Source organism: Pedobacter sp. MR2016-24 (assembly GCF_026239655.1).
Classification (GTDB): Bacteria; Bacteroidota; Bacteroidia; order Sphingobacteriales; family Sphingobacteriaceae; genus Pedobacter.
The window spans coordinates 609,166-635,752 of the sequence record NZ_JAPIVO010000003.1 but is presented as its reverse complement, the minus strand read 5'-3'; the positions used below and the strand labels follow the sequence as shown (position 1 = coordinate 635,752).

The 26,587-nt window shown below is 41.5% G+C and carries 19 protein-coding genes and 1 other RNA gene; 7 read left to right on the top strand and 13 right to left on the bottom strand.

Annotated elements, in window-relative coordinates:
- Positions 1-139 precede the first annotated feature (139 nt).
- The gene (locus OQX62_RS10515) at positions 140-1,990 is read left to right on the top strand and encodes a tetratricopeptide repeat-containing sensor histidine kinase (RefSeq protein WP_265831464.1); all 1,851 of its coding nucleotides are present in this window, start codon (positions 140-142) and stop codon (positions 1,988-1,990) included.
- A 57-nt stretch (positions 1,991-2,047) separates the two neighbouring features.
- Here OQX62_RS10515 and OQX62_RS10510 read toward each other — a convergent pair whose 3' ends face one another.
- From OQX62_RS10510 to OQX62_RS10475, 8 genes are all read right to left on the bottom strand, one after another.
- A complete protein-coding gene (locus tag OQX62_RS10510; RefSeq protein WP_265831463.1) occupies positions 2,048-4,222 on the bottom strand; it encodes a S9 family peptidase in 2,175 nt (724 codons plus the stop codon).
- Positions 4,223-4,280: 58 nt separating this feature from the next.
- A complete protein-coding gene (locus OQX62_RS10505) occupies positions 4,281-6,149 on the bottom strand; it encodes an LTA synthase family protein (RefSeq protein ID WP_265831462.1) in 1,869 nt (622 codons plus the stop codon).
- 61 nt (positions 6,150-6,210) lie between these two features.
- Positions 6,211-6,885, bottom strand: a complete 675-nt coding sequence (locus OQX62_RS10500) for a DUF4412 domain-containing protein (RefSeq protein WP_265831461.1) — start codon at positions 6,883-6,885, stop codon at positions 6,211-6,213.
- Between the two features lie 18 nt (positions 6,886-6,903).
- Positions 6,904-7,683: an enoyl-CoA hydratase/isomerase family protein gene (locus OQX62_RS10495; protein WP_265831459.1), complete on the bottom strand. Its 780-nt coding sequence runs from the start codon at positions 7,681-7,683 to the stop codon at positions 6,904-6,906.
- A gap of 306 nt (positions 7,684-7,989) precedes the next feature.
- Positions 7,990-10,116: a ComEC/Rec2 family competence protein gene (locus OQX62_RS10490; protein ID WP_265831458.1), complete on the bottom strand. Its 2,127-nt coding sequence runs from the start codon at positions 10,114-10,116 to the stop codon at positions 7,990-7,992.
- Positions 10,117-10,120: 4 nt separating this feature from the next.
- A complete protein-coding gene (locus OQX62_RS10485; protein ID WP_265831457.1) occupies positions 10,121-12,160 on the bottom strand; it encodes a ComEA family DNA-binding protein in 2,040 nt (679 codons plus the stop codon).
- On the bottom strand, positions 12,150-12,959 hold the full coding sequence (locus OQX62_RS10480; protein WP_265831455.1) for a hypothetical protein: 810 nt from the start codon (positions 12,957-12,959) through the stop codon (positions 12,150-12,152). The genes OQX62_RS10485 and OQX62_RS10480 overlap by 11 nt, the downstream gene beginning before the upstream one ends.
- Before the next feature lie 48 nt (positions 12,960-13,007).
- Positions 13,008-13,343, bottom strand: a complete 336-nt coding sequence (locus tag OQX62_RS10475) for a MerR family transcriptional regulator (RefSeq protein WP_265831454.1) — start codon at positions 13,341-13,343, stop codon at positions 13,008-13,010.
- A 117-nt stretch (positions 13,344-13,460) separates the two neighbouring features.
- Here OQX62_RS10475 and alaS point away from each other — a divergent pair, with 117 nt between their 5' ends.
- The gene (alaS, locus tag OQX62_RS10470) at positions 13,461-16,163 is read left to right on the top strand and encodes an alanine--tRNA ligase (RefSeq protein WP_265831453.1); all 2,703 of its coding nucleotides are present in this window, start codon (positions 13,461-13,463) and stop codon (positions 16,161-16,163) included.
- Positions 16,164-16,280: 117 nt separating this feature from the next.
- Here the strand turns inward: alaS and OQX62_RS10465 are convergent, their stop codons facing one another.
- Positions 16,281-16,811 (bottom strand): hypothetical protein, encoded by a 531-nt coding sequence (locus OQX62_RS10465; RefSeq protein ID WP_265831452.1) that lies wholly within the window; start codon positions 16,809-16,811, stop codon positions 16,281-16,283.
- Between the two features lie 144 nt (positions 16,812-16,955).
- On the opposite strand from OQX62_RS10465, the gene gatB reads away from it, so the two are divergent.
- The 5 genes from gatB to OQX62_RS10440 all read left to right on the top strand — a co-directional run bounded on the left by gatB (position 16,956) and on the right by OQX62_RS10440 (position 22,985).
- Positions 16,956-18,419 (top strand): Asp-tRNA(Asn)/Glu-tRNA(Gln) amidotransferase subunit GatB, encoded by a 1,464-nt coding sequence (gene gatB, locus OQX62_RS10460; RefSeq protein WP_265831450.1) that lies wholly within the window; start codon positions 16,956-16,958, stop codon positions 18,417-18,419.
- A 43-nt stretch (positions 18,420-18,462) separates the two neighbouring features.
- Complete coding sequence (locus OQX62_RS10455; RefSeq protein WP_265831449.1) at positions 18,463-19,593, top strand: TlpA disulfide reductase family protein; 1,131 nt, start codon at positions 18,463-18,465, stop codon at positions 19,591-19,593.
- A gap of 106 nt (positions 19,594-19,699) precedes the next feature.
- Positions 19,700-20,389, top strand: coding sequence for a response regulator transcription factor (locus OQX62_RS10450; RefSeq protein ID WP_265831448.1), 690 nt, complete (start codon positions 19,700-19,702; stop codon positions 20,387-20,389).
- 71 nt (positions 20,390-20,460) lie between these two features.
- A complete protein-coding gene (locus tag OQX62_RS10445) occupies positions 20,461-21,183 on the top strand; it encodes an RluA family pseudouridine synthase (RefSeq protein WP_265831447.1) in 723 nt (240 codons plus the stop codon).
- Between the two features lie 11 nt (positions 21,184-21,194).
- Entirely contained in the window at positions 21,195-22,985 is a 1,791-nt protein-coding gene (locus tag OQX62_RS10440) for a chloride channel protein (RefSeq protein ID WP_265831446.1), read from the top strand.
- Between the two features lie 560 nt (positions 22,986-23,545).
- Here OQX62_RS10440 and OQX62_RS10435 read toward each other — a convergent pair.
- From OQX62_RS10435 to OQX62_RS10420, 4 genes are all read right to left on the bottom strand, one after another.
- On the bottom strand, positions 23,546-24,946 hold the full coding sequence (locus OQX62_RS10435; RefSeq protein WP_265831444.1) for a sigma-54-dependent transcriptional regulator: 1,401 nt from the start codon (positions 24,944-24,946) through the stop codon (positions 23,546-23,548).
- A gap of 82 nt (positions 24,947-25,028) precedes the next feature.
- An RNA gene (rnpB, locus tag OQX62_RS10430) (RNase P RNA component class A) lies at positions 25,029-25,417 on the bottom strand.
- A gap of 24 nt (positions 25,418-25,441) precedes the next feature.
- Positions 25,442-25,861 carry a c-type cytochrome gene (locus OQX62_RS10425; protein WP_265831442.1) on the bottom strand — a complete coding sequence of 140 codons (420 nt, stop codon included), beginning with the start codon at positions 25,859-25,861 and terminating at the stop codon, positions 25,442-25,444.
- A 3-nt stretch (positions 25,862-25,864) separates the two neighbouring features.
- A complete protein-coding gene (locus OQX62_RS10420) occupies positions 25,865-26,530 on the bottom strand; it encodes an SCO family protein (protein WP_265831441.1) in 666 nt (221 codons plus the stop codon).
- Positions 26,531-26,587 lie beyond the last annotated feature (57 nt).

Here is a 26,587-nt window from a genome sequence, read left to right as displayed (position 1 = left end):
ATAGGGCGTAAGGTTAAAAATTAGTACCTAAGGGTAATGCTGTTTTCTTAATATTTATGATACGTTCATAAATGTTTTTTATAAACTAACATTATTTTGATTATTTTACTATATTGTAAATAATCAAAAGCGCTCGTTTATGAGGAGATTATTATCCTTTGTCATTCTTGTATTAAGTTTATCGGTTTGCTATGCACAAAAAGATGTAGTGCGTAGTCTGAAGCAGCAGATACCTCACATTAAAGATAGTTTACGTTATGTTGATGCGCTGAACAGGCTGGGAATGTTATTGTATGAAACGAATGTAGATAGTCTTTTTCATTATACGATGAAAGCCCGGGAAATCGCAGTCCGTGTAGGTTATGAGAAAGGGGTGGCAGACGCTGTCAATAATCTGGGAATCGTTTATGATATGCAGGGCGATCTTCAGTTATCACTTCGCTATTACAATGAGGCCTATAACCATTATAAACATCTTCGGGATTCATCCAATATCGTACAGACCAAAATGAATATTGCTACGGTATATGCTGAGCTGGGAAAAGAGGATAAATCCCTGAGTAATTTTAAAGAAGCGTTTCTGGTGGGTAAAACATTGAAGCATGATTCTATTATGGCGCTGGTGATTTACAATTACCTGTTGGTTTTTCCCAAGCTGGTCTCAAATGATACTACATTGATATATATCAATAAGGCAAGCGACATTTCCGTTAAATACAGGGATCTCCGGCTGCAACTGGCAATTGACCAGCTGCGTGCCGATTATATGATTAAAAACGGCGAGCGGGAGAAGGGCATATCAAAGATGGAGGAGACCGTTCGGGGCACACTGGCCAATGAGCTTTATTATTTGAGTATGGATATGCTGATTAATCTGGGCAATAATTTTACAGGAGCTGATTCTGCAAAGGCTGTGAATTACTACCGGCAGGGATTGGCTATAGCTCAGGAAAAAAGATATCATGTCTATTCTATTCAATTTGTTAAAAAGCTTTATGATTTTTATGGTGCAAGGCAGGATGCAGCAAATACACTAAAGTATAGCCGGCAATTGGTAGACTTATATGAACAAAAGGATAGAATAAACAGAGATTCGGGGATTGATTACATCGAGTATGCTTTGAAAGATCAGCAGCTCCAGTCGGTGCGCTCAAAATCAAAATACCAATGGGGTTTTTTAGCACTGGCGATAACGGTATGCCTGATGACAATTATCATTATTATCATTTTGTGGAGGGACTGGAAAAATTCACAAAGGACCACCGAAGCACTGCGTCTGCAGTTTAAGCATACAGAATCAACGATGCAGCAACTGGACCATATGAACAAGGATTATGCAAGGCTCATTAAGATTGTGGCGCATGACTTGCGTAATCCAATCGGGGCAATAGGGTCACTTACGTCGCTCATTAGACCGGATGCAATGGCAAAAGATGATAAAGAGATTCTTGAATTGATAAAAGGCTCCAGCAAGAATTGCCTGGAACTGATCAACGAACTGATGAAAACCGACTTTACGCATCAGCAGTCTATTGTTAAAGAGGAGATAGATCTCAATGAGTTACTGCATCAATGTGTGTTATTATTAGGTTTCAGGGCAAAAGAAAAAGATCAGTTATTACTGTTGCACACTGCTATCAGAGGATTAATCAAAGCAGACAAGGAGAAATTACTAAGGGTGTTGAACAATATTGTAAGCAATGCGATGAAGTTTAGTGAGTCATACAGCACTATTCAAATCAGCAGTATACAGTCAGACAATGAAATTATTATACATGTGAAAGATACGGGAATGGGCATTCCGCTGGACTTACAGGACAATATCTTTGATCCTTTTACCACATCTAAACGCACCGGGACAGGTGGTGAGCAACCTTTCGGCCTTGGTTTATATATCAGTAAACAGATTATCGAAGCGCATGGTGGTAAAATATGGTTTGAAACTGAGACCAATGCAGGAACTACATTCTACATTTCTATCCCGGTATAAAAAAAGCAGGCTACCTTGCCTGGTGCCCGCTTTTGAATAAAGATGAATACTGAAATTTTATTTTCCTCCGGGAGGGCAGTTCTGCTGTAAAAATTTAGTGTAGGTGCGTGCTAAATGCTCACTTGTGCCGGCGCCCTCGTTAATGGAGTGTGTACGGTTAGGATAAGCCATCATTTGAAATACTTTCCCGTTTTTTACCAGTTCATTGATCAGTAGTTCTGCATTTTGATAGTGAACATTATCGTCGCCTGTTCCATGGATGTACAACAGGTTTCCAACCAGGTTTTTAGCATAAGTAATTGGCGATCCTTTCAGGTAAACATCTGTAGTCTTGAGAGGAGAACCCATATAACGTTCCTGGTAAATATTATCATAGGTGAGCTGATTACTGATTCCGGCTACTGCAATACCGGTTTTATAAATCTGCGGATATTGGAACATCAGATTCAATGTGGAAGAACCACCACCACTCCAGCCCCATACAGCTACCCTTTCTTTGTCTACAAATGGCCACTCTATGATTTGCTTCGCTGCATCTGCCTGATCCCTGATATTCAGCAAACCAATGTTTTTGTAAATGCTTTTACGGAATTCACGACCTTTTGGGGCTGGTGCACCGCGATTTTCTATGGAAATATAGATATAACCATCTCTGGACATGTCGCCTGCATATAAACGGTTATAACCTGTCCCATAGGTATCGGTTACAGTCTGACTTGCCGGTTCACCGTAAACATAAAAAACTACAGGATACTTTTTAGTCTGATCAAAATTTTCAGGCTTTTTCATCCAGCCATCCAACTCTACACCATCCTGCGTTTTAATTTTGAAAAATTCTACCTTGTTTTTAGGAGGGCGTACCCTTGCCAGCTGATTGGTGATGCTGCCTTCCATAGTGAAAGGATTGCCGGTCTCCATTTTCATCCATTCAGCAATTTGCATCACATTTACATTTGTGTAAGTGTGGAATGCAAAAATCCCGTTTGGAGAAATATCGTAATTGTGTGTGCCCGGTAAAACGGATGGGGTCACCATTTCCAGTTTACCACTGCCGTCTAATTTGGTTTTATAAAGATATTGCTGAGTAGCGTTTGTTGGTGATGCCATAAAATAGAAGGTATTGTTCTTCTCATCAACCAGGCTGCTTTCAATAACGTCAAAGTTACCTTTGGTAATTAGTTTTTCTTTTTTGCCGTCTCTACTGATCCTGTAAGTATGTCTCCATCCGTCTTTTTCACTTTCCCAGATGAATTCTTTACCATTGTTCAGCCACTGCCATCCTGGTGCTGCATCAATCCATGCTTTGTCAGTTTCGGTGTAAATGTTTTTTACCGTGCCTGATGCTGCATTTGCTACATATAGCTTGCTCACATTCTGCTCCCTGTTTAATTGCTGAAGAATGATATCACTGGTATTGGGTATCCAGTCCATCCTCGGAATATAGTTCTGAATCTGATCTCCGGGAACTTTTACCCATGAGGTCTGTGCCGTGCTTACATTTACTATCCCGATTTTGCAGGCAGAAGGATCTTGTCCCACTTTAGGGTATTCTACTGGAATTGTATACGGATAAATAGAGTCTGTATTGTTAATCATCAGGAAGTTTTTAATCTTCCTTGCGTCGATTTGCCAGTAGGCGATTGAAGTGCCGTCCGGACTCCAGCGGAAACCATCTCTGCAATCAAACTCTTCTTCATAAACCCAGTCGAAGGTTCCATTGATTAAACGGTCGGTACCGTCGGTCGTCAGTGCCTTAACTGCGCCTGAAGCGATATCTTCTACATATAAGTTATGACCGCTCACATAAGCAACTTTGCTTGCATCAGGAGAGATTTTCGCAAACATCAGTGAAGATGCTGGTCTGTCCTTACCAATTTGAATGAGCTTGTTTGCCGATATATCTGCCAGCCAGTAATCTCCCCGGGTTTCATAACGCCAAACCTTTTTGCTGTTGGTATATATCAATGCTTTTGTTCCGTCTGCTGAGAGTACGAAACTTTTCACATTTAAGGGGTAAGTACCTTTCGGTGTTAAAAGGTTTCTGCTCACTACTGTTTTGCGTTCATTTTTCGGGAGCGTAACCAATACGATGTCGCCATTTGAGATTTCGTAATAACCAGTGCCGTCTTTAGTCCAGTTGATATCTCTGTTACGCTGCGCATAGGTCGTTGCACACAGCGAGCTGATCAGGATAACTAGTGTAAGTTTAAAAATAAAGTGCTTCAGTTTCATTTGTCGTCGTTTTTTTGTTTTGCTTTCTTCCAGCAGGTGTAGGTGTGAAAAAAATGGTTTAGAGTTGAATAAATTGCTGATAAATGGTCTGCAGGTAAGCCTTACCATTTTTGGTCAGTGTTTCGGTATGTGTTACATCTTTCGGATTGTCATTATATAAAACCAGCTTACCAACATTATCAAATGTAACACATTGTTTGTTATCTATAAAGCCCATTCCATTATCCCAGCTAAAAAAAGCGAAAGGCTTGGTATATGGATTCAATAAATTTTTGCTCCATTGAAAGGACTTGCTATCCAGGTTTAACTGATGCAGCAGGGTAGAGGCGATATCTACCTGGCTGCCGACCTGGTCGAATTGCTTTCCGCGGTATTCTTCTTTGATCACATCGCCAAAAAATAACAGTGGGATATGATAACGCTGCGGAATATAGACCTCACCTCTTCCTTTAGGATAGATATGGCCATGATCTGCTACGAAAATGAACAGGGTGTTTTTATACCAGGGTTTAAGCTTCGCCTTATTGAGAAAATCATTCAGACAGGAATCTGTATAATAGGCTGTGCTTTTGAAACGCTGTATATTATCCTTTGTGCCGAATTTATAGTGACCCGGAACTTCAAAGGGCTCATGGTTAGTCAGCGTCATCTGGGTAGAGAAAAAAGGTTCTTTCTCCTGATTCAGCGTTTGCAGCTGGCGGTTGAATACGGTACCGTCATAAGCGCCCCATTTTGAATTCATGTCCTTATCGGCGAAGCTGCTCTTATCTACCAGTAACTGGTAATCATGGCTCACAATAAAAGCTTTATAGTTCTCAAATTCGGATTGCCCGCCATAAAAGAAGGACGTACGATAACCAATATTAAACAAGCTTTGTGAAATGCCGGGAATTTTCTCCAGTTTATCGGGCCATTTCATGATACTTCCTGACGCCAGGCTGGGAAAACCCGCAAGCGTACCAATAATACCTTTGTCTGTCCTGTTCCCGGTAGCGTAAATTCTGCTGAACAATACGCCATGATTGATGAGGCTATCAAATTTAGGTGTAATCCCGGCTTCATCACCTAGTGTTTTTGTCAGGTCGGCCGTAAAACTTTCCATAATAATAACGACTACATTGGGCCTTTTTGTTTTTAACAGCTGAAGGGTGGAGTCTTTTTCTACTGCATAGAGGTCACGTACAATATCAGCTGATAGTTGTGCAGGATAATAAAGATTTGGATTTTTGTTTACATGTTTCTCTGCAAGAATGCTGGATACCAGATTCCATTCTGTATTTACTGCAGCATGATTCAGCGTTTGTACATCAGAATAATAAGCCATACTCTGGTTATTTGGGGAAACACCCCAGCCACCACGAATGAGCAGAAAATTAAATGCTAACAGCAGGAGAGAAAGGACAAGTTTCATCGCCATGTTCGCAGAGGGTACCCCGGTATCTTTTTTAACCAGCCACTGGTTTAAAAAGTAGCCGCAAATCATTAACAGTATTAAAATGGCAAGACTCAGCAGGATAGGAGAGGATGCACTTGATGCCAGTGCTTCATTAGGGGAAGTAATGGCAAAGCCTAAAGCCTTAGCATTGATCTTGCTGCCCCATTCCCGGTAGATATTGATATTGGCCATGCCAATGATACTGAATAGAACGATCAGCACCATATTGTAAGTCATGAGCCATCCAAATGGAATTTTGTTTTTCTTAAATACCAGCACAAAGCCGGTGTAAAATAGCAGGGGTATAACAGCAATATAGGCTGTCATGGATAAATCAAGACGTAAACCATGGTAAGTTGCTGCAAGAACTTCGGGTACAGGTGCCGATTTTAACTCAGGGAAATTAACGGCTAAAAAAATGAGCCTGTCAAGCAAAAAGAATAACAGCCAGAACAGGAAAAAACGGGCAAAAAAAATCAGGTTTTTTAACATTATAGCAAACCTAATAAAAAAGGGCTATGTTAAAAAACCTGATAATGTAAATTTATTTCCGTTATTGTCCGCCACCCATTGCTCGTAAAGCGTCCATAGTGGTCACTTCATAAGCAGCTGGTACGTCCAGTGTAATAGGACCAACTTTTTCTTCTTTTACCTCTTTAATTGTAACTACTGATTTGAAACCGTTTTGTGTACGTGTGAATTTTATAGGTGTACCTTTAACTGCTGCAAATTCAGCACCGATAATTCCTGCCGGCAGTTGAACGTCTGTTGTTGCCCATAATTCATAAGCAGCATTTTTATCATCTTTATAGGTGTATTTTTCAGCATTGTACATGCCGATTTTTTGTTTCTCGCCAGTCGCTTTGAAATCTCTCAGCACAGGAGTCGGGCCCATAGTCTGCTCAGCTTCTGCTTTGGTCGTCTTAACGGCATATTGCTTTTGCATCATTGGCACATCTACAAGTACTAAACCATCTTTTTTCAGTCCGTCTGACAGGATAGTAATTTTAGCCGGCCCCTGTTCCATTTCAATTTTCAGAATGTCACCATTGAATTTAACTTTTGTTTCAGTAGGTAACTGTGAGGCCATCGACTGTTGTTCCGGGGTTAGCTCATAGGCCATGCCGTATGTAATGGTGCCTTCACTAACTTTTTTCTGTGCATTTGCTATGATAGCAGTACTGATTAATATTGCTGCTACAACAGTCGTTTTAATTGATTTGAACATATTATTTAGTTTTATAATTTACCAGTTAATTTTCTCCTTGCTGATAAAGGCAGCAATACCCTTTTTGAAATCTTCACTCTCTCTAACCCTCGCATTAATCTGTACTGCCAGACTAAGACTTTTTTCCAGTCCGGGATTGGTAGTTTGCCCGATCAGTTGTTTTGTTACCATCAATGCATTTCCCGATGCTTCATTACATAACTTATGGGCAAATTCCAGGACTGTGTGACTGATATCTTCCTTATTTGTTACATAAGTAATCAAATTATAGGCCAATGCCTGTTCAGCAGAGAACAAATCTCCGGTAAGCAGTATTTTTTTAGCAATTGTCTCACTCGTTTTACGCATCAGAAAACAGGATACGATAGCGGGTACAAAACCAAGCTTTACTTCTGTATAGCCGAAACTTGCTTCCGGAACGGCGAAAATGATGTCGCAAACCGTAGCCAAACCGCAACCGCCTGCAATTGCATGTCCTTCAACCTGAGCAATTACGACTTTAGGTAGATAATAGATAGTGGTGTACAGGTTTTTCAGATTTTCGCTGTCGGCCACATTTTCCTCATGCGTGTTCTGCTGTAACTGCTGCAGATAGGCAAGATCCGCTCCCGCACTAAAAGTATTGCCATTGGCCTTTAAAATAATAACCTTTACTTCATCATCATCAGAAGCCATTAGTAATGTTTCGGTGAGGAGGCTGACGAGTTCAGGGTTCAGTGCATTTCGTTTTTCAGGACGGTTAAGGGAGATCGTGGCAATACGGTCTGCCACTGTATATAAAACCAAAGGTGCAGTCATACAGGTTTGATGGGTTGATTTAATGAATCAAATATGCTGTATTTAAAGATAAAATTTAAAATTATGTTTTCTTTTAAAGGGGGGGCTGCATCAGTTCAGGTTTCTATTGTTCAGGGTGAAATGGTGGTGCCTGATTCCTTTATAAATAGCAGGACTGCCCTTAGACGGTGATGTCCTGACCCAGACTGGAGCCCTGGCCGAACCAGCGTGGAACCATAAGAATTGAACTAGTGTTTTTCTTATGGCTTCACTATGGGGTCACTATGGCCTCATTATGGGGTCATTTACTATATTCTAACCAACAACCTATAGCTGTCTCACCAGCTTTGTCACTGCTTTAGTTTTTTTAGCTATTGTACTTCTTTGCGGAGCCTGCCTCCTTAAAGAATGAATTGGGATATCTAATCGCCTGGCCTCATCCTCATACTTCTTTGACCTATAATGACTGTCAGTCCCGTCAATCCATAGTATTTTGAAATTTACCTGTTGTTGTAAATCGGTGATTTTCAGGGCGGGCGACTCCCGTAACCAGATCACATCAAAAGTGGGACGGTTCAAGATCTTTAGTTGATCAAATGATGGATCGAGCACCAGAATATTCATCTTTTTCCAGACCAGCTGATGGTTCCTGATTTCCAGGCCATGCAACAGTGTATCTTTTTTTAAGGAGATACAGCTAAGGCTGGAAACGTTCAGTTGATCAAGAGCAGGCTGCACAGAATATGTAAATGCCTTGTCGGTCGTGGCCAGATTGGTGACGACCACAGCGGTATCTGCCGAAATAAATGCTGCCGCATAGTTATTGCTGAGCTGGAAAAGCAGAATTCTCTGTTGTTTTTTGGATAATATTTGATCATAAACCAGGCAGCACTGCAAGCCGATCAGCAATATAAATGAAGATAAGAAGAATGTTTTATGCCGGTGGATCAAACCTGTGGTAAGCAAAATCATCCATACAGATAAAATAATGAGCTCCGTTTTATTGATCCAGATTCCACTCAGGCTGGAGTAGGGGAGATGTGAAATAAATGTTAATCCCCGGTTGGTAAAAAGTATCAGCGCTTCAAAAGGAATAACCAGCCAATCTAACCTGATCAGTAATATGCCTATCCCCAGATACATCAGAATAGCAATAGGTAAAGTAATAAACAGGTTGCTGGTGATAAAATAAACGGGAAACTGGTGAAAGTAATAGATGCTTAAAGGGAAGGTCGTCATCTGGGCAGCTAAAGAAATAGAGATCATGCTCCAGAGCCTGCTTAGCCAGGTCGATTTAAAAAAGAACCAGCTGTTAATTACAGGCTGTAAATAAATTAGCCCGAACACTGCCAGAAAGGACAGTTGAAAGCCAACATCCCAGATTAAAAAGGGATCGTATAAAAGCAGGCAGAAAGCTGAAAATGCCAGAATGTTATAGCTGTTTGTATTCCTGCGGAATGTTTTAGCTGTAGCAAATACGGAGAGCATAATGGCCGACCGCAATACGGAGGCGGAACAGCCAGTCAGCAGCGTATAAAACCAGATCAGCACAAGCACAAGAAACACTTTGATAATTCTCCATGATTTCTTCCTGTTTAGATAGCTCAGCGCCCATTCTATCACCATATAGATGATTCCCACATGCATCCCTGAAACGGAAAGGGCATGAATGGTTCCTGTCCTGGAATAAGCCGCCAAGGTCTCCGGACTCAGATCTGCTCTGTAACCCAGGATGAGTGTAGATGCAACAGCAAAAGCCTCGTTATCTTTAAGCAGTTTCCGGTAATAAGCAATTTGCCGTTGCCGCAGTTTAAGAGAGAAGCTGATCACTGGATTGCCTTTGTTTTGAGAAAGGTTCAGTAACTGATTTTTTCTAAGGAAGATCTGGTGGTAGATATTCTTTTGCGCAAGCCAGGACCTGAAGTCGAATTCCCCCGGATTAACCGGAGAAGTGACTTCGGTATAAATAGCGGGGATCAGAAAAATATCACCGTAACTGATTGCCGTTTTTTTTACAGTATCTGCCTGGAGCGCGACTAACAATCTACCAGCAGATTGATATTTTTTATGTTCATCTGATACCTCCAAAACTGACGCGGTAAACCTTAACAGGCGATGACTTTGCTCTGGTTCGTTGTCCACTTTTATCTTCAAAAATCGACCTGACGTATTGGCAAAATAGTTGATTTTTCCGGGGGAATAGAAATGTATGCTATGCAGCCCTCCTAATAAAAACAACAGAAGGTAAAGCAGTAAGCCAAAAATATACTTGTGATGGTAAACTTTAACTGATCTGTATAAATATCTGATTATAAATATTGAAAGAAATGCAGTAGTTGTGATAAAACTCCAAACAAAATATAATTCTGTAGAATTGAGTCCGTAACAAATCAAAATTCCGGCACTAAACGGGACAAGAATGAGTACGAAGATCAGTTCTGCTCGATACGTCATAAGCTCAAAATTGATAACGCAATTGGAGCTTGATCTCAGACTTTTTATTACCCGAAATTTCATCCAGACCTGAACCTGTGGTCAACTGACCCGGATAATAATAGACCGCAATTTTGCTCCATAAATAGAGTTGCCTTGTCAGGCGATATTTGAGATTCAGATAAGTCCGGAATCCTTTTCCACTATACAGTCCGGATCCGGATGCATAAAGTACGTCATCTTCATAGGCGTAGATTCTCGCATTATAAGACGGCGTGCTGAACCACGCTAAGCGTAAGTTTGCAGAGAGGGCAGCAGACATCACCTTATATTCCATGTCCTGATAAATCAGGATTCCATATTCTTTTGCCGCCGGAGATTTGTGGTATCGGCTTACTTCAATTCTCGATTGCAGACTGATCTTTCTGTTTAATTGTCCACTCATGTCGATCCGGTAATTGCCTTTGTACACGTCTTCCAGTGCGTTGAAGGGAAGTTCTGCCATGGTGTTTTGCTCCGATAGAGTAGTTTTTAGCCTCAACTGCAGTTTTAATGTCTTTTTCGGAGAATAGCTGAGCTGTCCACTCAACTCATTTCCATGAGATGCCGCATCTACCCTGTACATGAGCCAGGGATGGTGATAGCTATCAAGGTATACAGATACATTCCATGCCCGGCTCAGGTTGATGTTGATACCTGCATAAAACCCTTTTTCATTATTTCCATCGGAATTTTTACCAGGAGCCTGTGCGTAAAAGTTGATATGGTCCTTTGCGTAGTTTCTATAGAGGATTACAGCAGACAGACGGGATGACAAGCTGGTCATCATTCCTGTCAGTGTAGCAATTCCTCCGGGAAGACTCATAGAAGTCTCCCCAAAAACATAGGTATTCCTAAAGGTGTAATTGTAATGCATTCCCAGATTGGTCAATCGCGTTCCGCTGAATCCGAATCTGTTATAAAGCTGACTTCCTGTAGTGAACTGATGCTGATAAATGGAGTGGGTCGCAATTAGTCCTGCGCTGAAATTGCTGCGGTCCAGCTGTAAAACACTGCCATAAAAGTATTGGCTGACGCTACCCTTATTCCTGATTTCAGCTGGTGTACGATGGAGCCCGCCAACGTTAATTGTGCTGACCGTCTGGTGTCCCTTATCATCTGCAGTTAAAGTTCCATCTAATTTTCTCAATGATATAAATGTGGTTAAATCAATGATTTTAAATATTTTAATTTTTGAAGCTACTCCCCGAAAGAAGGCATATTCACTGGAAGACGTATATGGTTTAAGCCCGGTATCTTTTTTTGCAGCACCTGCTACATCTGCACCTCTCCCAAATGAAAGTCCTGTCCAAAGTGTTAATCCCTGACCAAACTGGAGACTATAGTCGCCCACCAACAGCGTTTTGATTGCTCCGATTTCATGCAAAGCAATATGACCCGAAATGAAATCAAATCCGCTTTTACCGGCTCCCCCAAACAGACTTTCTCCGGCGTCTTTTTTCATTAACAACGCTGCTGAAGCTGTATTGCTAAACGTATAGCGGTATTTCATGAGCAGCTTTTCGGGGCCGCCCATGTATCGGCTGCCAGGCAAATCAGTATATCCTTTCTGCTTTTCCAATAGCTGCGCATACCTCCAGATCAGTATGCTATTGCCCTTCTCCCGGATGTTTTTCAAGTTAAGCTGCTCAGGTCCGGATGTAGTGTTTACTGTAAAAAATGGCATTATTTTTTCCACTGCCACCCCATCAAATCCCGGAATAGATTGTAGCTCTAAAAGGTCCAGTAATTTCCCGTTAACCTTTATGTGATTCATTAGGTTATTGATTTGCAGCATAGATAAAAGATTTATCTCTTTTAGTTGTTCAGCTGATGCATTGTTCAGGTCCAGCGGATTTTTTTTATAGGAAGCCAGTTTTTCTATAATTTCGGTAAGGTCCCGCTCTTCCGGCTGAGCATCGCTGAAGTCTTCGATGATGGCTTTAGCTGCCTCCTCTTCCTGGGCATGCAAGGGATGTACCGTCATTAACAGCAGCGGAATCAACAGCATAATTTCACCACGCATAACTGACGTCCAATTGCGGCTGATAGCCTGTGTGTACGTTCGACGAGACTGCAAAATCAAATGCCAACCGGCGCCGGATAAATCCAAATCCTGCGAAATGGCGGGCGGGTTGGAGGGAAGCTCCTCCCCTTAAAATGAAACGCTCGTCAGGCTGATATTCCAGACCGAGCCTGAAATCCGTTAGCACATGAAATTTTTTCGCCAGCATGGCTGTAAAAGCTACCTGATCCGCTGCATGCCATGAGATGCCGGTGCCCCAAAAGCCAGGGATATCGTAATTCAGTTTATTGCTGCCGTACTTTTGTTGTGCAGGATTATCAATATAAGCTCCCAGGAGGACTTTCGGAGTGAAGGCGAACATTATCCCTACGTCAATACTAAAACCGCTTACAGCGCCGTAATTCGCGGCATTAACTTGCGTGTAATTTGAGCGTAACGCGATACTTAGCTTCTCTCCGAATTTTTTACCATAAACAAATCCCACGCGGAGTGTATAGAATTCCGTTAATCCATAACGCTGCAGTCCGGTCGCAAAGCCATTTCTGCCGGCCGGATAAAGCAGCGATACAGATTGAGTACTGATTTCCGGCGTAAGCGGAGAGGAGGCATAACTAAGAAATGCAGCAGGTTTTAAGGTACCGGTGATACCGGCCGGGTTGCCGTAAACAGCTGCTAAACCAGTGGCCGTTGCGGTGGTTTTTCCCATAGCAGTAACTCTTGCTCCCGGATCGGGCTGACTGCAGGAAATACTGCTATGGAATAAAAAGAAGGTAAATGTGATGATTAACTCTGGCCTCATGTGGCCAAAGTAATATGTATTTAGTAAATAAAGTTAATTTATTAAAAATTAAATCTCGTCATTTAATTTGAGTAAGAAGTCTTTTAGCTTTTCAAGCGATGCAATGATTTTCTGATTCTCTTTCACATCACCACTGTTATTTTTCAAATGCTCTTTTGCGCCTTTTAACGTGAAACCTTTATCGTCTGTCAGGTGAAAAATGATCTTCAGATTTTCAATATCCTCAGGAGTAAAAAGGCGGTTTCCTTTCTTGTTTTTCTTGGGCTGAATGATGTCAAATTCCTTTTCGTAAAAACGGATCTGGGAAGCGTTTACACCAAACATTTCTGTCACCTCACCCATCGTGTAATACATTTTATTAATTTCCCTCTCTTTGTAAGGCATACTTTTATGTTGATTGTTAGTGGTTTATGGCTTTTATTTGAAGCATTCAAATGTAAAGGGATTTTAGTAGAATACCGCAATAAAATTTTAATTTTGTTGGATAATTTTCTACCAGGTATGACAGCTAAAGAAATAAGACAAGCATTTCTAGAATTTTTTGAATCGAAACAACACCATATTGTTTCCTCCGCACCAATCGTCGTTAAAAACGATCCTACCCTGATGTTTACCAATGCTGGTATGAATCAGTTCAAGGACCTGTTTCTGGGTGAAGCGCCGGTCGTATATCCGAGAGTAACCGATACCCAGCGTTGCCTGCGCGTTTCAGGTAAACACAATGACCTGGAAGAAGTTGGGATAGATACCTATCACCATACCATGTTCGAAATGCTGGGCAACTGGAGTTTCGGCGATTATTTCAAGAAGGAAGCGATTGAATGGAGCTGGGAACTGCTTACTGAAGTGTATAAAATCCCAAAAGACAAACTCTATGTTTCGATCTTTGAAGGGGACGATAAAGAGGGATTACCCAGAGATAATGAGGCTTACGAATTATGGAAAAAATTCGTTCCGGAAGACCGTATAATTCTTGGAAATAAAAAAGACAATTTCTGGGAGATGGGAGATACCGGACCATGCGGACCATGTTCTGAAATCCATGTGGACTGCCGTCCTGCGCATGAGCGTGCAGCAGTTTCGGGTAAAGAGCTGGTAAATGCAGATCATCCTCAGGTAATTGAGATCTGGAACAATGTATTCATGCAGTTCAACAGGTTAAAAGATGGTTCATTACAGCCTTTGCCTGCACAGCATGTGGATACAGGAATGGGCTTTGAACGTTTAGTCCGCGTTCTGCAGGAAAAAGAATCGAATTATGATACGGATGTTTTTCAGCCACTTATTCAGTTCATCGCCGAAAAGGCAGGAATTGTTTACGGTGCAGAAGAAAAAACGGATATCGCCATGCGTGTCATGGCCGATCATATCCGGGCAATATCATTCGTCATTGCAGACGGGCAGTTGCCTGCAAATAATAAAGCAGGTTATGTGATCCGCCGTATTTTAAGAAGAGCAGTACGTTATGCTTATACTTTCCTGAACCTGAAAGAGCCTTTCCTGAATCAATTGGTGCCAGTACTGGCAAACCAGTTCAAAGGGGTTTTCGATGAGTTGGCTATGCAGCAGGATTTTGTACAAAAGGTAGTGCTGGAAGAGGAAATTTCTTTCCTGAGGACATTGGCAACGGGTATTCAGCGCTTTGAGAATTATACGAAAAAACAGGCGGAATTCCTGATGTCTGAAAATGCCATTGAACTGGAAAAACCTTTTGAAGATGCCTGGGTGTATAGTATACTTAAAGATCAGATGGTCATTTCAGGAGAGTTCGCTTTTGAATTGCAGGATACTTATGGTTTCCCAATTGATCTGACGGAGTTAATGGCGAGGGAAAAAAAATGGACAGTTGATATGGACGAGTATCAGAAGAGTCTGCAGATACAGAAATCACGCTCAAGGGCTGCAACAGCTATTGATACAGGAGACTGGGTTACTGTCAATGATTATCCTGAAACTGAGTTTGTTGGTTATGATTTGCTCGAAATTGAAACTAAGATATTAAAATACAGGCAGGTAACTTCAAAAGGAAAAGAGCAATACCAGATCGTACTGCAAAAAACTCCGTTTTATGGCGAAAGTGGTGGTCAGGTAGGTGATACCGGTCGCCTTGAAGATCATTCCCGACTTTTCTTTGTGGATATCACTGATACCAAAAAGGAAAATGGAGTAATTGTTCACTATACTGATACTTTGCCAGAAGATCTTGACGGACAGTTCTGGGCAGTTGTTGATGAAGATAAACGTACTCAAACCAATAATAATCACTCTGCTACTCACTTATTGCATGCAGCTTTGAAAACTGTACTGGGCAGTCATGTGAATCAGAAAGGATCTTTGGTGAATTCAGAATACCTGCGTTTCGATTTTTCACATTTTGCCAGGATCACTGATGAAGAACTGGCACAGATTGAGCATTTAGTCAACAAAAAAATAAGGGAAAACCTGAAATTAAAGGAGCAGCGAGATGTGCCTTATGACGACGCGTTATCCAGCGGAGTGACGGCTTTGTTCGGAGAGAAGTATGGGGACTTCGTAAGAATTATCACTTTTGATGATAATTACTCCAAAGAACTTTGCGGTGGAACGCACGTAGCGGCAACAGGCCAGATAGGATACCTTAAAATCCTTTCTGAAAGTGCCGTAGCAGCCGGGGTAAGAAGGATTGAGGCGATTACTGCAGATGCTGCAGAAGCTTTCATCATTAATCAGAATCAGGAAATCAACCAGTTAAAGTCGTTGCTGAAAGGGAATAAAGACCTGACAGGTGCTGTGACGGCTTTGCTTGAAGAGAATAACAGGTTAAAGAAAGATGCAGAAAAAGCAGTGCTGGCGCGTTCAGGCGACTTAAAACACGAAATCGTGCATCATATGAAAACGATAAATGGTGTTAACCTGATTGCTGTTCATGTAGATCTGCCCAATGCAGATGCAGTTAAAAATCTGGCCTTCGCTGTAAAAGACCTGGTAGACAACCTGTTTTTGGTGTTTACTACTTTGATTGACGACAAACCTGGAATCAGTGTGATGTTATCTGAAAATTTGGTTGCAGAACGTGGGCTAAATGCTTCCAATATTGTAAGAGAACTTGCAAAAGACATCCAGGGTGGTGGTGGCGGTCAGCCGTTCTACGCTACTGCCGGGGGTAAAAATAAAGATGGTCTGTCTAAGGTATTAGAAAAAGCAGCATCTTTAATCACTGTTTAAAGAGGATCGGCGGCTGTTTAGTTCGCTTCCTGTTAACATAAAAAAGCACCCTTTTCATTTGAAAAGGGTGCTTTTTTTAAGAAAGGACCTAACCTCTTTCTTGAAAAATAATATGAATTAGTGACGACCTCTGCCGCCTTTGTTACCTCCCCGGTCATGGTGCCCATGATCACCCCGGTTATTTTGAGCCCTGAACTGATCACGACCCCTGCGGTTGTCCCTGCGGCTAAAGCTTTCTCTTCTATAGTTATTGCCTCTGTAATTATTTCTAACTACTACTCTTGCTGGTCTGCTGTATCCATAATTCGCTCTTCCATACTGCGTGCGGTAATTGTTATGGTGCAGATATGGACGTGGTGAGTTGATTACTACTTTTCTTCCCCTGTATAAATCATAATCCCGGTAACGTGAAGGTAGATTGCGTGCGTGTACCCACCGGTTACCGCTATAATAAACAAACTGCCTTGTCGGCACATAATAGTAACTCTCCACTTCCGGCAGATAATAATAATCTACATGATCGTAACCCGTAGGTCCCCATTGCGGCTGGGTGCCAATGTTGACACTTAAACTAACTTGTGCCTTTGCTGGTGCTGCAGCTATCAGGGAACCTATCCCCAGAGTAGCTATTAAAAGTAGTTTTTTCATTTTGTTTCAGATTTGTGTGTTATAACATTACTTCCAAATTATGTGCCACTATTTAAAATGTGTGTTTGAACGAATGGCATAAACTAATTTGGTTATATTTGTGAGACAGCATTTCAATAAAATGGTTTAATATATTGCCTTTAAATGAGTACAGCAACTGCAGTTACAGCAACAGAATTTGAATTAGTATCAGGCCTGGAAATTCATGTTCAGTTAAATACTGCTTCAAAGATATTCTCTTCAGACAGCGCCACATTCGGAGCAAAACCGAATGCACACATCTCACCCGTTTCCCTTGCCCTTCCCGGTGCCTTACCTAAATTGAATAAGGAGGTAGTGGAGAAAGCGATTAAAATGGGGCTGGCTTTAAATTGTGAAATCAATCAGGTCAACTATTTCGACAGAAAAAATTACTTCTATGCGGATCTTCCGAAGGGATATCAGATCACGCAGGACAATCAGCCTATCTGCCGTAATGGCTATATTGATCTGGTATTGAGTGATGGTACAGAAAAACGGATCGGTATCAACAGGATTCACCTGGAAGAAGATGCAGGTAAAAGTCTGCATGATCAGGATGAGCATTATTCTTATGTAGACCTGAACCGTGCGGGTGTACCTTTAATAGAAATTGTAACCGAGCCGGATATCCGCTCGGCAGAAGAGGCTTCAGCCTTGCTTACAGAAATGAGAAAGCTCGTAAGGCATCTGGGTGTAAGCGACGGAAATATGGAAGAAGGCAGTTTACGTTGTGATGCGAATATTTCTATCCGCGAAACGGGTACTATCGGGTTCGGTACACGCTGCGAGGTTAAAAACCTGAACTCTATCAGGAACGTACGCCGTGCAATGGAGTTTGAATTTAAACGCCAGCAGGAAGTAGTGAATGACGGGGGCAGGATTATCCAGAGCACATTAACCTTTGACGCAGATGCAGGCACTACGGCACCTATGCGTACCAAGGAAATGGCAAATGACTACCGTTATTTTCCCGACCCGGATCTTCCTCCGGTACATATTTCGGATGAATGGCTGGCAGCAATCAGAAGCGCTATGCCGGCATTACCGAGAGAAATTACCGATAAACTGATGTCTGATTTTGGTATCAGCAATGCTGAAGCGGTGATCTTTGCAGAAGACAAAGTGCTGCTGGATTATTTCCACACAGCTTTAACAGTGATTAATAACCCCAAAAGCCTGATCAACTGGTTAACAGGAGCTGTCCGTGCTTTATTGAATGAGCAGGCAGTTACTATTGGTGATTTCAGGGTACAGCCCTTACAACTTGCCGCGGTGATTAACCTGGTAGATGATAAGAAAATTACGCAGCAAATTGCTTTACAGCAGTTGATACCTGCTATACAATCAAATGAAAATGCCAATGTAGCACAACTTGCAGCTGAAATGAATTTGCTGATTGTTGAAAATAGTGATGAACTTTCAGGATTTGTAGATCAGGTGCTGGAAAAATTCAGTCCCCAGGTACAGGCTTATAAAAAGGGTAAAAAAGGAGTGCTCGGACTCTTTGTCGGCGAAGTAATGAAACTGGCAAAGGGCAAAGCTGATGCACAAAAAGTAAATGAACTGTTACAGGATAAATTAAAATAGCGCGTGCGCCGAAGCACTGCGTATATTGTAAACACACAGGTGAATGAAACCATCAATGAATACACAAATTAAAAAAGCAATCTTCTTATTCGCATTATGCGTTGTTTTTGTCGCATGTAAAGACAAAAGTAAATTTGAAATCAGCGGAAAGTTTGAGAATGCGAAACCAAAAACGCAGGTATACTTATATAGTATAGAACGCGCGAATGAAACTGCGGTTGATTCTACTGTATTATCAGACAAAGGTGAATTCCAGTTTGCTCACAGTACACCGGAAGTGGATTTCTTCAAGGTGAAGATTGATCGCAGTGAATATATTGTCATCGCTAAAAATGGCGACCATATTAAATTACAGGCAGATTTGTCTGATAACACTCTGTCTTATACCTTATCAGGTGCGGAAGAAGCAGATAAGCTGGAAGAACTGAACAAGCAGAAAAACATGCATATCGCTAAACAGGCGGCCATGCAGGCACAGTTTGAAGAAAATGTAAGCAGTCAGCCTCAAAACAGGGATGCGATTGCCAACCAGATGCGTCCTGCACTCATTAAGGAGAATGAAGACTTTATCAATTATATCATCAGGTTTGCGATGGACAATACCAGCTCGCTGACCAGCTTCTACGCCATCAATTCTTTGAGTCAGAATGACTACGAACAGGAATTGCTGACCTATGCTGAGAAGATCAAAAGCAATTTCAATAAAAACCAGGCAGTAACAGATTTCCTGGTGAGGATGGCGAAACTGAGAACAGTGCAGATAGGGCAAACCGCTCCTGATTTCAGTATGGCAACGATTGATGATAAAACGGTGAAACTGTCAAGCCTGAGAGGTAAATATGTATTGCTCGATTTCTGGGCTTCCTGGTGTCAGCCCTGCAGACAAGAGAATCCGAATGTAGTACGTGTATTTAATAAATATAAAGACCGCAAATTTACAGTACTGGGTGTTTCCCTTGACAAAGATCCTGTCGCATGGAAACAGGCGGTTATTGCGGATGGTTTAACATGGACACATGCAAGTGAACTGAAAGACTTTGAAAGCCCGACTGTAAGGTTATATCAAATAGAAGCTATTCCAAGTTCATTCATTATTGATCCTGAAGGAAAAATCATCGCTAAAAACCTGCGTGGGGAAGAACTGGACTCTTTTTTAAATAAAACTTTACGCTAACCCTAATTGCATGTTAATATAAAAGGCGCTATTAACAATTTGTTAACCTCACTTTAACCTTATAGTATAATTGATTCGTTAATTTCGTAACAAATATTTAAAGAACATGAGCACCGTAAAACAAAAGATACTGATTATTGATGACGAACCGGATATTTTAGAGTTAATTGAATATAACCTAAAAAAAGAAGGCTATCAGGTGTATCTGGCAGGTAACGGCCAGGATGGTATCACATTGGCAAAAAAGGTTCATCCGGATCTGATTATCCTGGATATCATGATGCCTAAAATGGACGGTATCGAGGCATGCCGTTTAATGCGTGCAATTCCTGAGTTCAAAAATACTTTTATGGTGTTCTTAACTGCCCGTAGCGAAGAATATTCAGAAATCGCAGGTTTCAATGTAGGTGCTGATGATTATATCGCTAAACCTATTAAACCGAGAGCCCTGGTGAGCCGTATCAATGCCATCCTGAGAAGGAATGTAAGCAGTGACGAAGTTTCAGACAACAAAGTTGAAATAGGAGATCTGGTGATTGACAGAGAAGCTTACCTGGTGTTCCAGGGAGGACAGAAAGTAGTACTTGCGAAAAAGGAATTCGAATTGTTATACCTGCTGGCATCGAAACCGGGTAAAGTATATACAAGAGAATCAATCCTTAAAAATATCTGGGAAGATTCAGTTGTGGTGACCAACCGTACTATCGACGTGCATATCCGTAAACTGAGAGAAAAACTAGGAGAAACTTACGTAGCTACAGTGAAAGGTGTAGGCTATAAATTTGAACTTTCTTAATCATTTACATTCTTATTCCATATGGTACGGTATAGATTTGTACTTTTGTACAGTTTTATAAATCCATACCATTGAAATATCCTTCATTTAAAGACCTCATTCTATTCGAAGACGATAACCATATCGTTGTAAATAAGCCGCCATTTGTTGCCTCACTTGATGAGCGTGGCGGCTCAGGCGAAGTAAATATCCTTCGCCTTGCCAGACAATATTCCCCGGACGCACAGGTTTGTCACCGTCTGGATAAGGAAACCTCGGGTGCAATCATCATTGCTAAAAATCCTGAAGCCTACCGCTCGGTATCTATGCAGTTTGAAAAACGCCGGGTAAAAAAGACGTATCATGCTGTGGTAGACGGACAAGTTACGTTCAACGAGTTATTTATCGACCTTCCAATCCTTAATGACGGAAACAAGAGCGTAACGATAGACCGTAAAGAGGGCAAACGTGCAGAAACGATCTTCAATTCCATCAAGTTTTATAAACATTATACATTGGTAGAATGTAAACCTATCACAGGGCGCATGCACCAGATCAGGATTCACCTGGCTACACAGCGTGCCGCCATCTGCGGAGATACGATGTATAAAGGTAAGCCGGTATATTTATCCAGTATGAAAAAGGGATACCGGATTGCAAAAGACGATGAGGAACAACCAATCATGAAACGTTTTGCATTACATGCCCGGCATCTTGTCTTTAAAGGACTGGATGATCAGGACATCGTCATCGAAGCCCCATATCCAAAAGACTACGCTACGCTCATCAAATTATTAGATAAGTTCGATTTATAATAAGAAGAATAATGTATGTAAGAATGGTGAATTATGTTGATGCCATAAATCAATACCGTAAATCAAAAATCTCCAACAGAAATTTCCTGGTATTTGCCGCACTTGTGGTGGGTATTCTTGCCGGACTGGCAGCTGCATTACTGAAAACGCTGACGCATCATATCGAAGATTTTCTGCAGGATGGCTTTCACTGGCAATACAAGTATTACCTTTTCCTGGTGTTTCCTACAATCGGGATTTTACTATCGGTCATGTACGTTCGCCGTTTTATCCGCAAAGGTAAATTCGAAACTGGTCTTACTCCATTATTATATACCATCTCAAAAAAATCAAGCAGGGTAGAGCCACATAATATCTACTCCCAAATCATAACGGCTGCACTTACGGTAGGTTTCGGTGGATCAACTGGTCTTGAAGCCCCGATTGTAACCAGCGGCGCAGGGATAGGCTCCTTGGTAGGCCGTTTCCTGGGTCTGTCATACAGAGAGACCACGATGTTACTCGCTTGTGGAGCAGCTGCAGGGATTGCAGGGGCTTTTAACAGCCCGATAGCGGGAATCGTTTTTGCCATAGAAATCCTTTTGCCTGAATTTACCATTCCTGCTTTTATTCCATTGCTGCTCGCCTCCGCAACAGCAGCGGTAGTCGCTCGTTTTTTCTATAATGAGCAACTGTTTTTTCTGGTAACGGAAGGATGGGTATTTGGTTCCTTAATATGGTATGTTGTGTTAGCCTGTCTCATCGGACTCTTCTCGATCTATTTCAACAAAGCTTATTATTTCAATAAGAAAATGTTTTATAAGATCAAGGGGCCCTATCAAAAAGTATTGGCAGGAGGGTTATTTCTGGGAGCCCTGGTTTTCTTGTTCCCTACATTATATGGTGAGGGATTCATTACGATGAAGAACTTATTGGGGGGAAACTACAGTACGGTCATCACCAATAGTATTTTCGCGGAATACAGCAATGCACAGTGGGCAATTATTTTGTTTACCACGGTCACGCTTTTTGCTAAGTCCGCCGCCACGCTGATCACACTGGGCGCAGGAGGAAATGGTGGTATTTTTGCACCAAGTCTGATTATGGGCGGACTGCTCGGTTTTATTCTGGCTTTTTCTATCAATACGCTTGGAATTGCACATGTAAATGTCGCCAACTTCATCGTAGCGGGAATGGCTGCATCTTTAAGCGCAATTATGCATGCACCATTAACGGGTATATTCCTGATTGCGGAAATAACGGGCGGTTATGTATTAATGGTTCCACTGATGATTACTTCAGCAATTGCCTATCTGATCAACAGAAGTAAAAACAAATATTCTATTTATACCAAACCATTGGCTGAAAGCGGAGAACTGATGTCGCTCGAAGACAAGGACTCTACAGTACTGAACATGATGAAGGTAAAGTATCTGGTGGAGCGCGATTACCTGATCCTGCACGATGCAGATATGATCTCTGAAAGGCTGAATGAAATCCTGTCTTCCAAAAGGAATATCTTTCCGGTAATTGCTGAAGACAATACTTTCAAAGGATTGATTTACGTGGAAGATGTATTGAAAAAAGGGATAAACAATCCGAACATCGCAGAGCTTACTGTGAAAGATATGATGCAGCCTTCTCCGGAGATTATATTTATCGACGAATCGCTGAAAATAGTGATGAAGAAAATGGAGAAAGAGAATGCATGGTTGTTACCTGTGGTAAATGCGCAGGAAGAATACATAGGTTTTGTATCGAAGACTGCTGTTTTCAATAAGTACAGGGCGTTGTTGAGCAGGCAGGCGGATTACATGGAGTAACTAAAGAGGGGGATCCTTTCCTTAAAAAATTACTGATACATTTTAGCCTGCCTAAATTTGCTGCGCAAACTTAGAAGGTCTAAAATGTATCAGTAATTTTTTTTTAACGCGTATCCTGGGGGATGATCTGGCCGGGAGCAGAAAGAGTATGGAGCAAAATAGGTTGAAAAGGAATCGTGTAGCAAGATAAATGATCAGAGCTTATAGGATATATAGCCAAAATTAAGGTGATGGGCGCTTGGACCAAAAAGAGGCAGATGAATAAATAACCTGGAAATACATGTTAGTTTTGCTTATGGGGCCACAATGATGGCGCTGGGGGTGCTATAAATAGTTGAAATAGTATTTATTGCGTACAGCTTGTGTTGTAAAGATTGTGAAATAACTCCAGTTATGTTGCTGATCCGGGGGGCGCTTTGGGATGACCTTAACCAATTGGCAGGGAGTTAAATCCTGAGAGGTAGCTGCAAAAAAGAAGAAGCTGGGTTTCGGCCTTCTCAATTTGCATCGCAAATTTAGGCAGTCGAAACTCAGCTTCTCTTTTTTAAATTCTTTATAGGTTATTCCGAGACTCTTTTTAAGCCGAATTTCTCAATTTTACTATAAAGGTGACTTCTTTGGATATCAATGTCGTCTGCTGTTTTGGAAACATTCCAGTTGTTTTTCTCCAGTTTAAACTTGATAAATTCACGCTCAGCATGGTCTTTATAGTCCTGGAAGTTATTGAATTTATCGTAGTTGGTGCCTGCAGCAGCTGTACCATTCGCAGGGACAGAACCCGTAGCGCCAATATTGGTGCCTCCGCCCGGATTAGCAAATGCGGCAACATCATTGTCCGTAATTACCTTATCGCTTAATATAATCAAACGTTCAATCATATTGTGCAGTTCACGCACGTTACCTGTCCATGGTAAGTTCTGCAATGCAGTCATACCGGCATCACTGATTTTTTTAACAGGCATACCATAATCCTTACAGATCTCTTCCAGGAAGCTCATGGCAATTTCAGGAATATCCTCTCTTCTTTCTGTTAAGTGAGGTACATGGATATTGATCACGTTCAGGCGGTGGTACAAATCCATTCTGAAATTACCGTCTTCGATTTCCTTCATCAGATCCTTGTTCGTTGCCGCAATTACACGTACGTTCACTTCAAATTCTTTTTCACCGCCAACACGGGTGATTTTGTGCTCTTGTAAAGCGCGCAGTACTTTTGCCTGTGCGGAGATACTCATATCACCAATCTCATCCAGGAACAAGGTGCCGCCATTGGCCAGTTCAAATTTACCGATACGTTGTTTTACAGCGGAAGTAAATGAACCTTTCTCATGTCCGAACAATTCACTTTCAATCAGTTCGGATGGGATAGCAGCACAGTTAACCTCGATTAAAGGGTTGTCTGCACGTGCAGATTTCTCGTGTAACCAGCGGGCAACCAATTCTTTACCGCTACCATTTGCGCCGGTAATCAATACCCGGGCCTCAGTAGGGGCAACACGTTCAATGGTTTCTTTGATTTTAGTAATGTTATCGGAGCTTCCAAGGATATCTCTTGTTTTACTTACTTTCCTTTTCAGGACCTTAGTTTCAGTAACCAGATTTCCTCTGTCGAGTGCGTTTCTTACCGTAATGAGTAAACGGTTTAAATCTGGTGGTTTAGAAATAAAGTCGAATGCCCCTTTTTTACTCGCCTCGATGGCTGTTTCCACAGTACCATGACCAGATATCATGATAAAAGGAAGATCAGGACTGTAGGCCAGAGCTTGTTCAAGCACCTCCATACCATCCATCTTGTTCATCTTTATATCACATAAAACAAGGTCGTATTTTTTCTTTTTAATCAAATCAAGACCGTCAACGCCATTATCAATATCATCTACTTCGTAATTCTCATACTCTAAGATTTCTCGCAATGTGCTTCTTATTGCACGCTCATCATCAATTATTAATAATTTTGCCATAGGTTTCAGTCGTCTTCTTTTCTAGGATACGAATATATTTACTAATTATCAATATATACTGATAAAATAGCTGATAATTATAAAAAAATGCAAGCCTGTAAGCCGGGTTCTGTACCCTGATCAATCAGGGCTTCTACCATTAATCTACTATAAATGTCGCCATTTATCTCTAACGACCTACCCACTAACATCGGACGAGCAGCCCTACGTGCATTAGCCTATTTGGTCTTTCAACTCCCGGGGTTTACCAAATCTCCGGTTGCCCGGAAACATCGTGAGCTCTTACCTCACGTTTTCAACCTTACCTGTGCCTTTGCAGGCCATCGGCGGTGTGCTTTCTGCGGCACTTTCCATAATTCAGGTTTTCAATCCTAAACCTCTTCCCGTTAGGAAGCGGGATGCTCTGCGTTGCCCGGACTTTCCTCTCGACTCCCGCTTGCGCGTTCATCCAGCGATAGAACAGCTTGCATTTTGCGCAAAGATATAAATAAATTGCTATTTACACTTTTTCAGATCGGCTGCGATCTGTTCGGTGCTGTACATACCCTGTTTATTGCCGAAACTGTTGGTGATATATACAATTACCTGTGCCAGGTCAATATCCGCCATATTCAGATCCGGCATCTTACCTTCATAGACTTTGCCATGCACCGTTACAGGAGCAGACAGTCCATTCTTGATAAAACAGGCCAGTTGAGCTTTGTTCTGTTTTAAGTAAACTGTGTCCGTTAAAGGAGGAGCCAGCTCTCCCAGACCTTCGCCATTTGCGCCGTGGCAGTTCTGGCAGTGTTTAATATATAAGTCCCTGCCGTTTACATAGTAGGCATCCTGCTGAATGCGCTCTGCAGTTTGGCAGGAGTAGAATATGCCGGTTAATGTTGACAGAAAGAATAGGATAATAATCGATTTTCGCATGTTCTATTTCTTATCGGCTTTGTGATCCTCTGCAAGTAAAATAGGAATATCTTTCATCAGTTGGGCTACCTGCTCCGGATTGGTGCCATCATATGCGCCACGGATTTTCTTGTCCTTATCAATCAATACCAGGAAACCCTGATGTACATAACCATCCCTGTTCGTGCTGTCCTGCATTACCGCTACCAGATAGCTTTTTTCTGCTAATGTATATATTGTATCTTTGGGCCCATATACAAATTGCCATTTCGGCCCGTCTACACCTAGCTTCTTAGCGTACTTTTTAAGCACAGAAGGAGTGTCATATTTAAAGTCTATAGTATGCGATAAAAATAGGACATCCGGATTGTCCTGAAACTTATCGTATATCGTTTTCAGGTTTCTATGCATAATAGGGCAGATGCTGGTGCAGGAAGTGAAAAAGAAATCTGCAATATATATTTTACCCTTGAATTGATCGTTAGTAATATAAACACTATCCTGGTTCAGTAACTTAAAAGCTGGTATAGTCTGATAAATTGTATCAACACCGGCAGAACCATCAGCATTTTTAATCGTTTTAGTCTCCCTTAAGCCATAAACAGGTAATTTTTTGTCTTCTTTACAAGAGGTAAGGAACAGGGCAGACGATACCAATAGTGCGCATGCGGCCGAATACAAATGTTTCATAGTTGATTGAATTGTGGTGCAAAGGTACAGTACTATAAAAATAAAGTGTAACGTAGC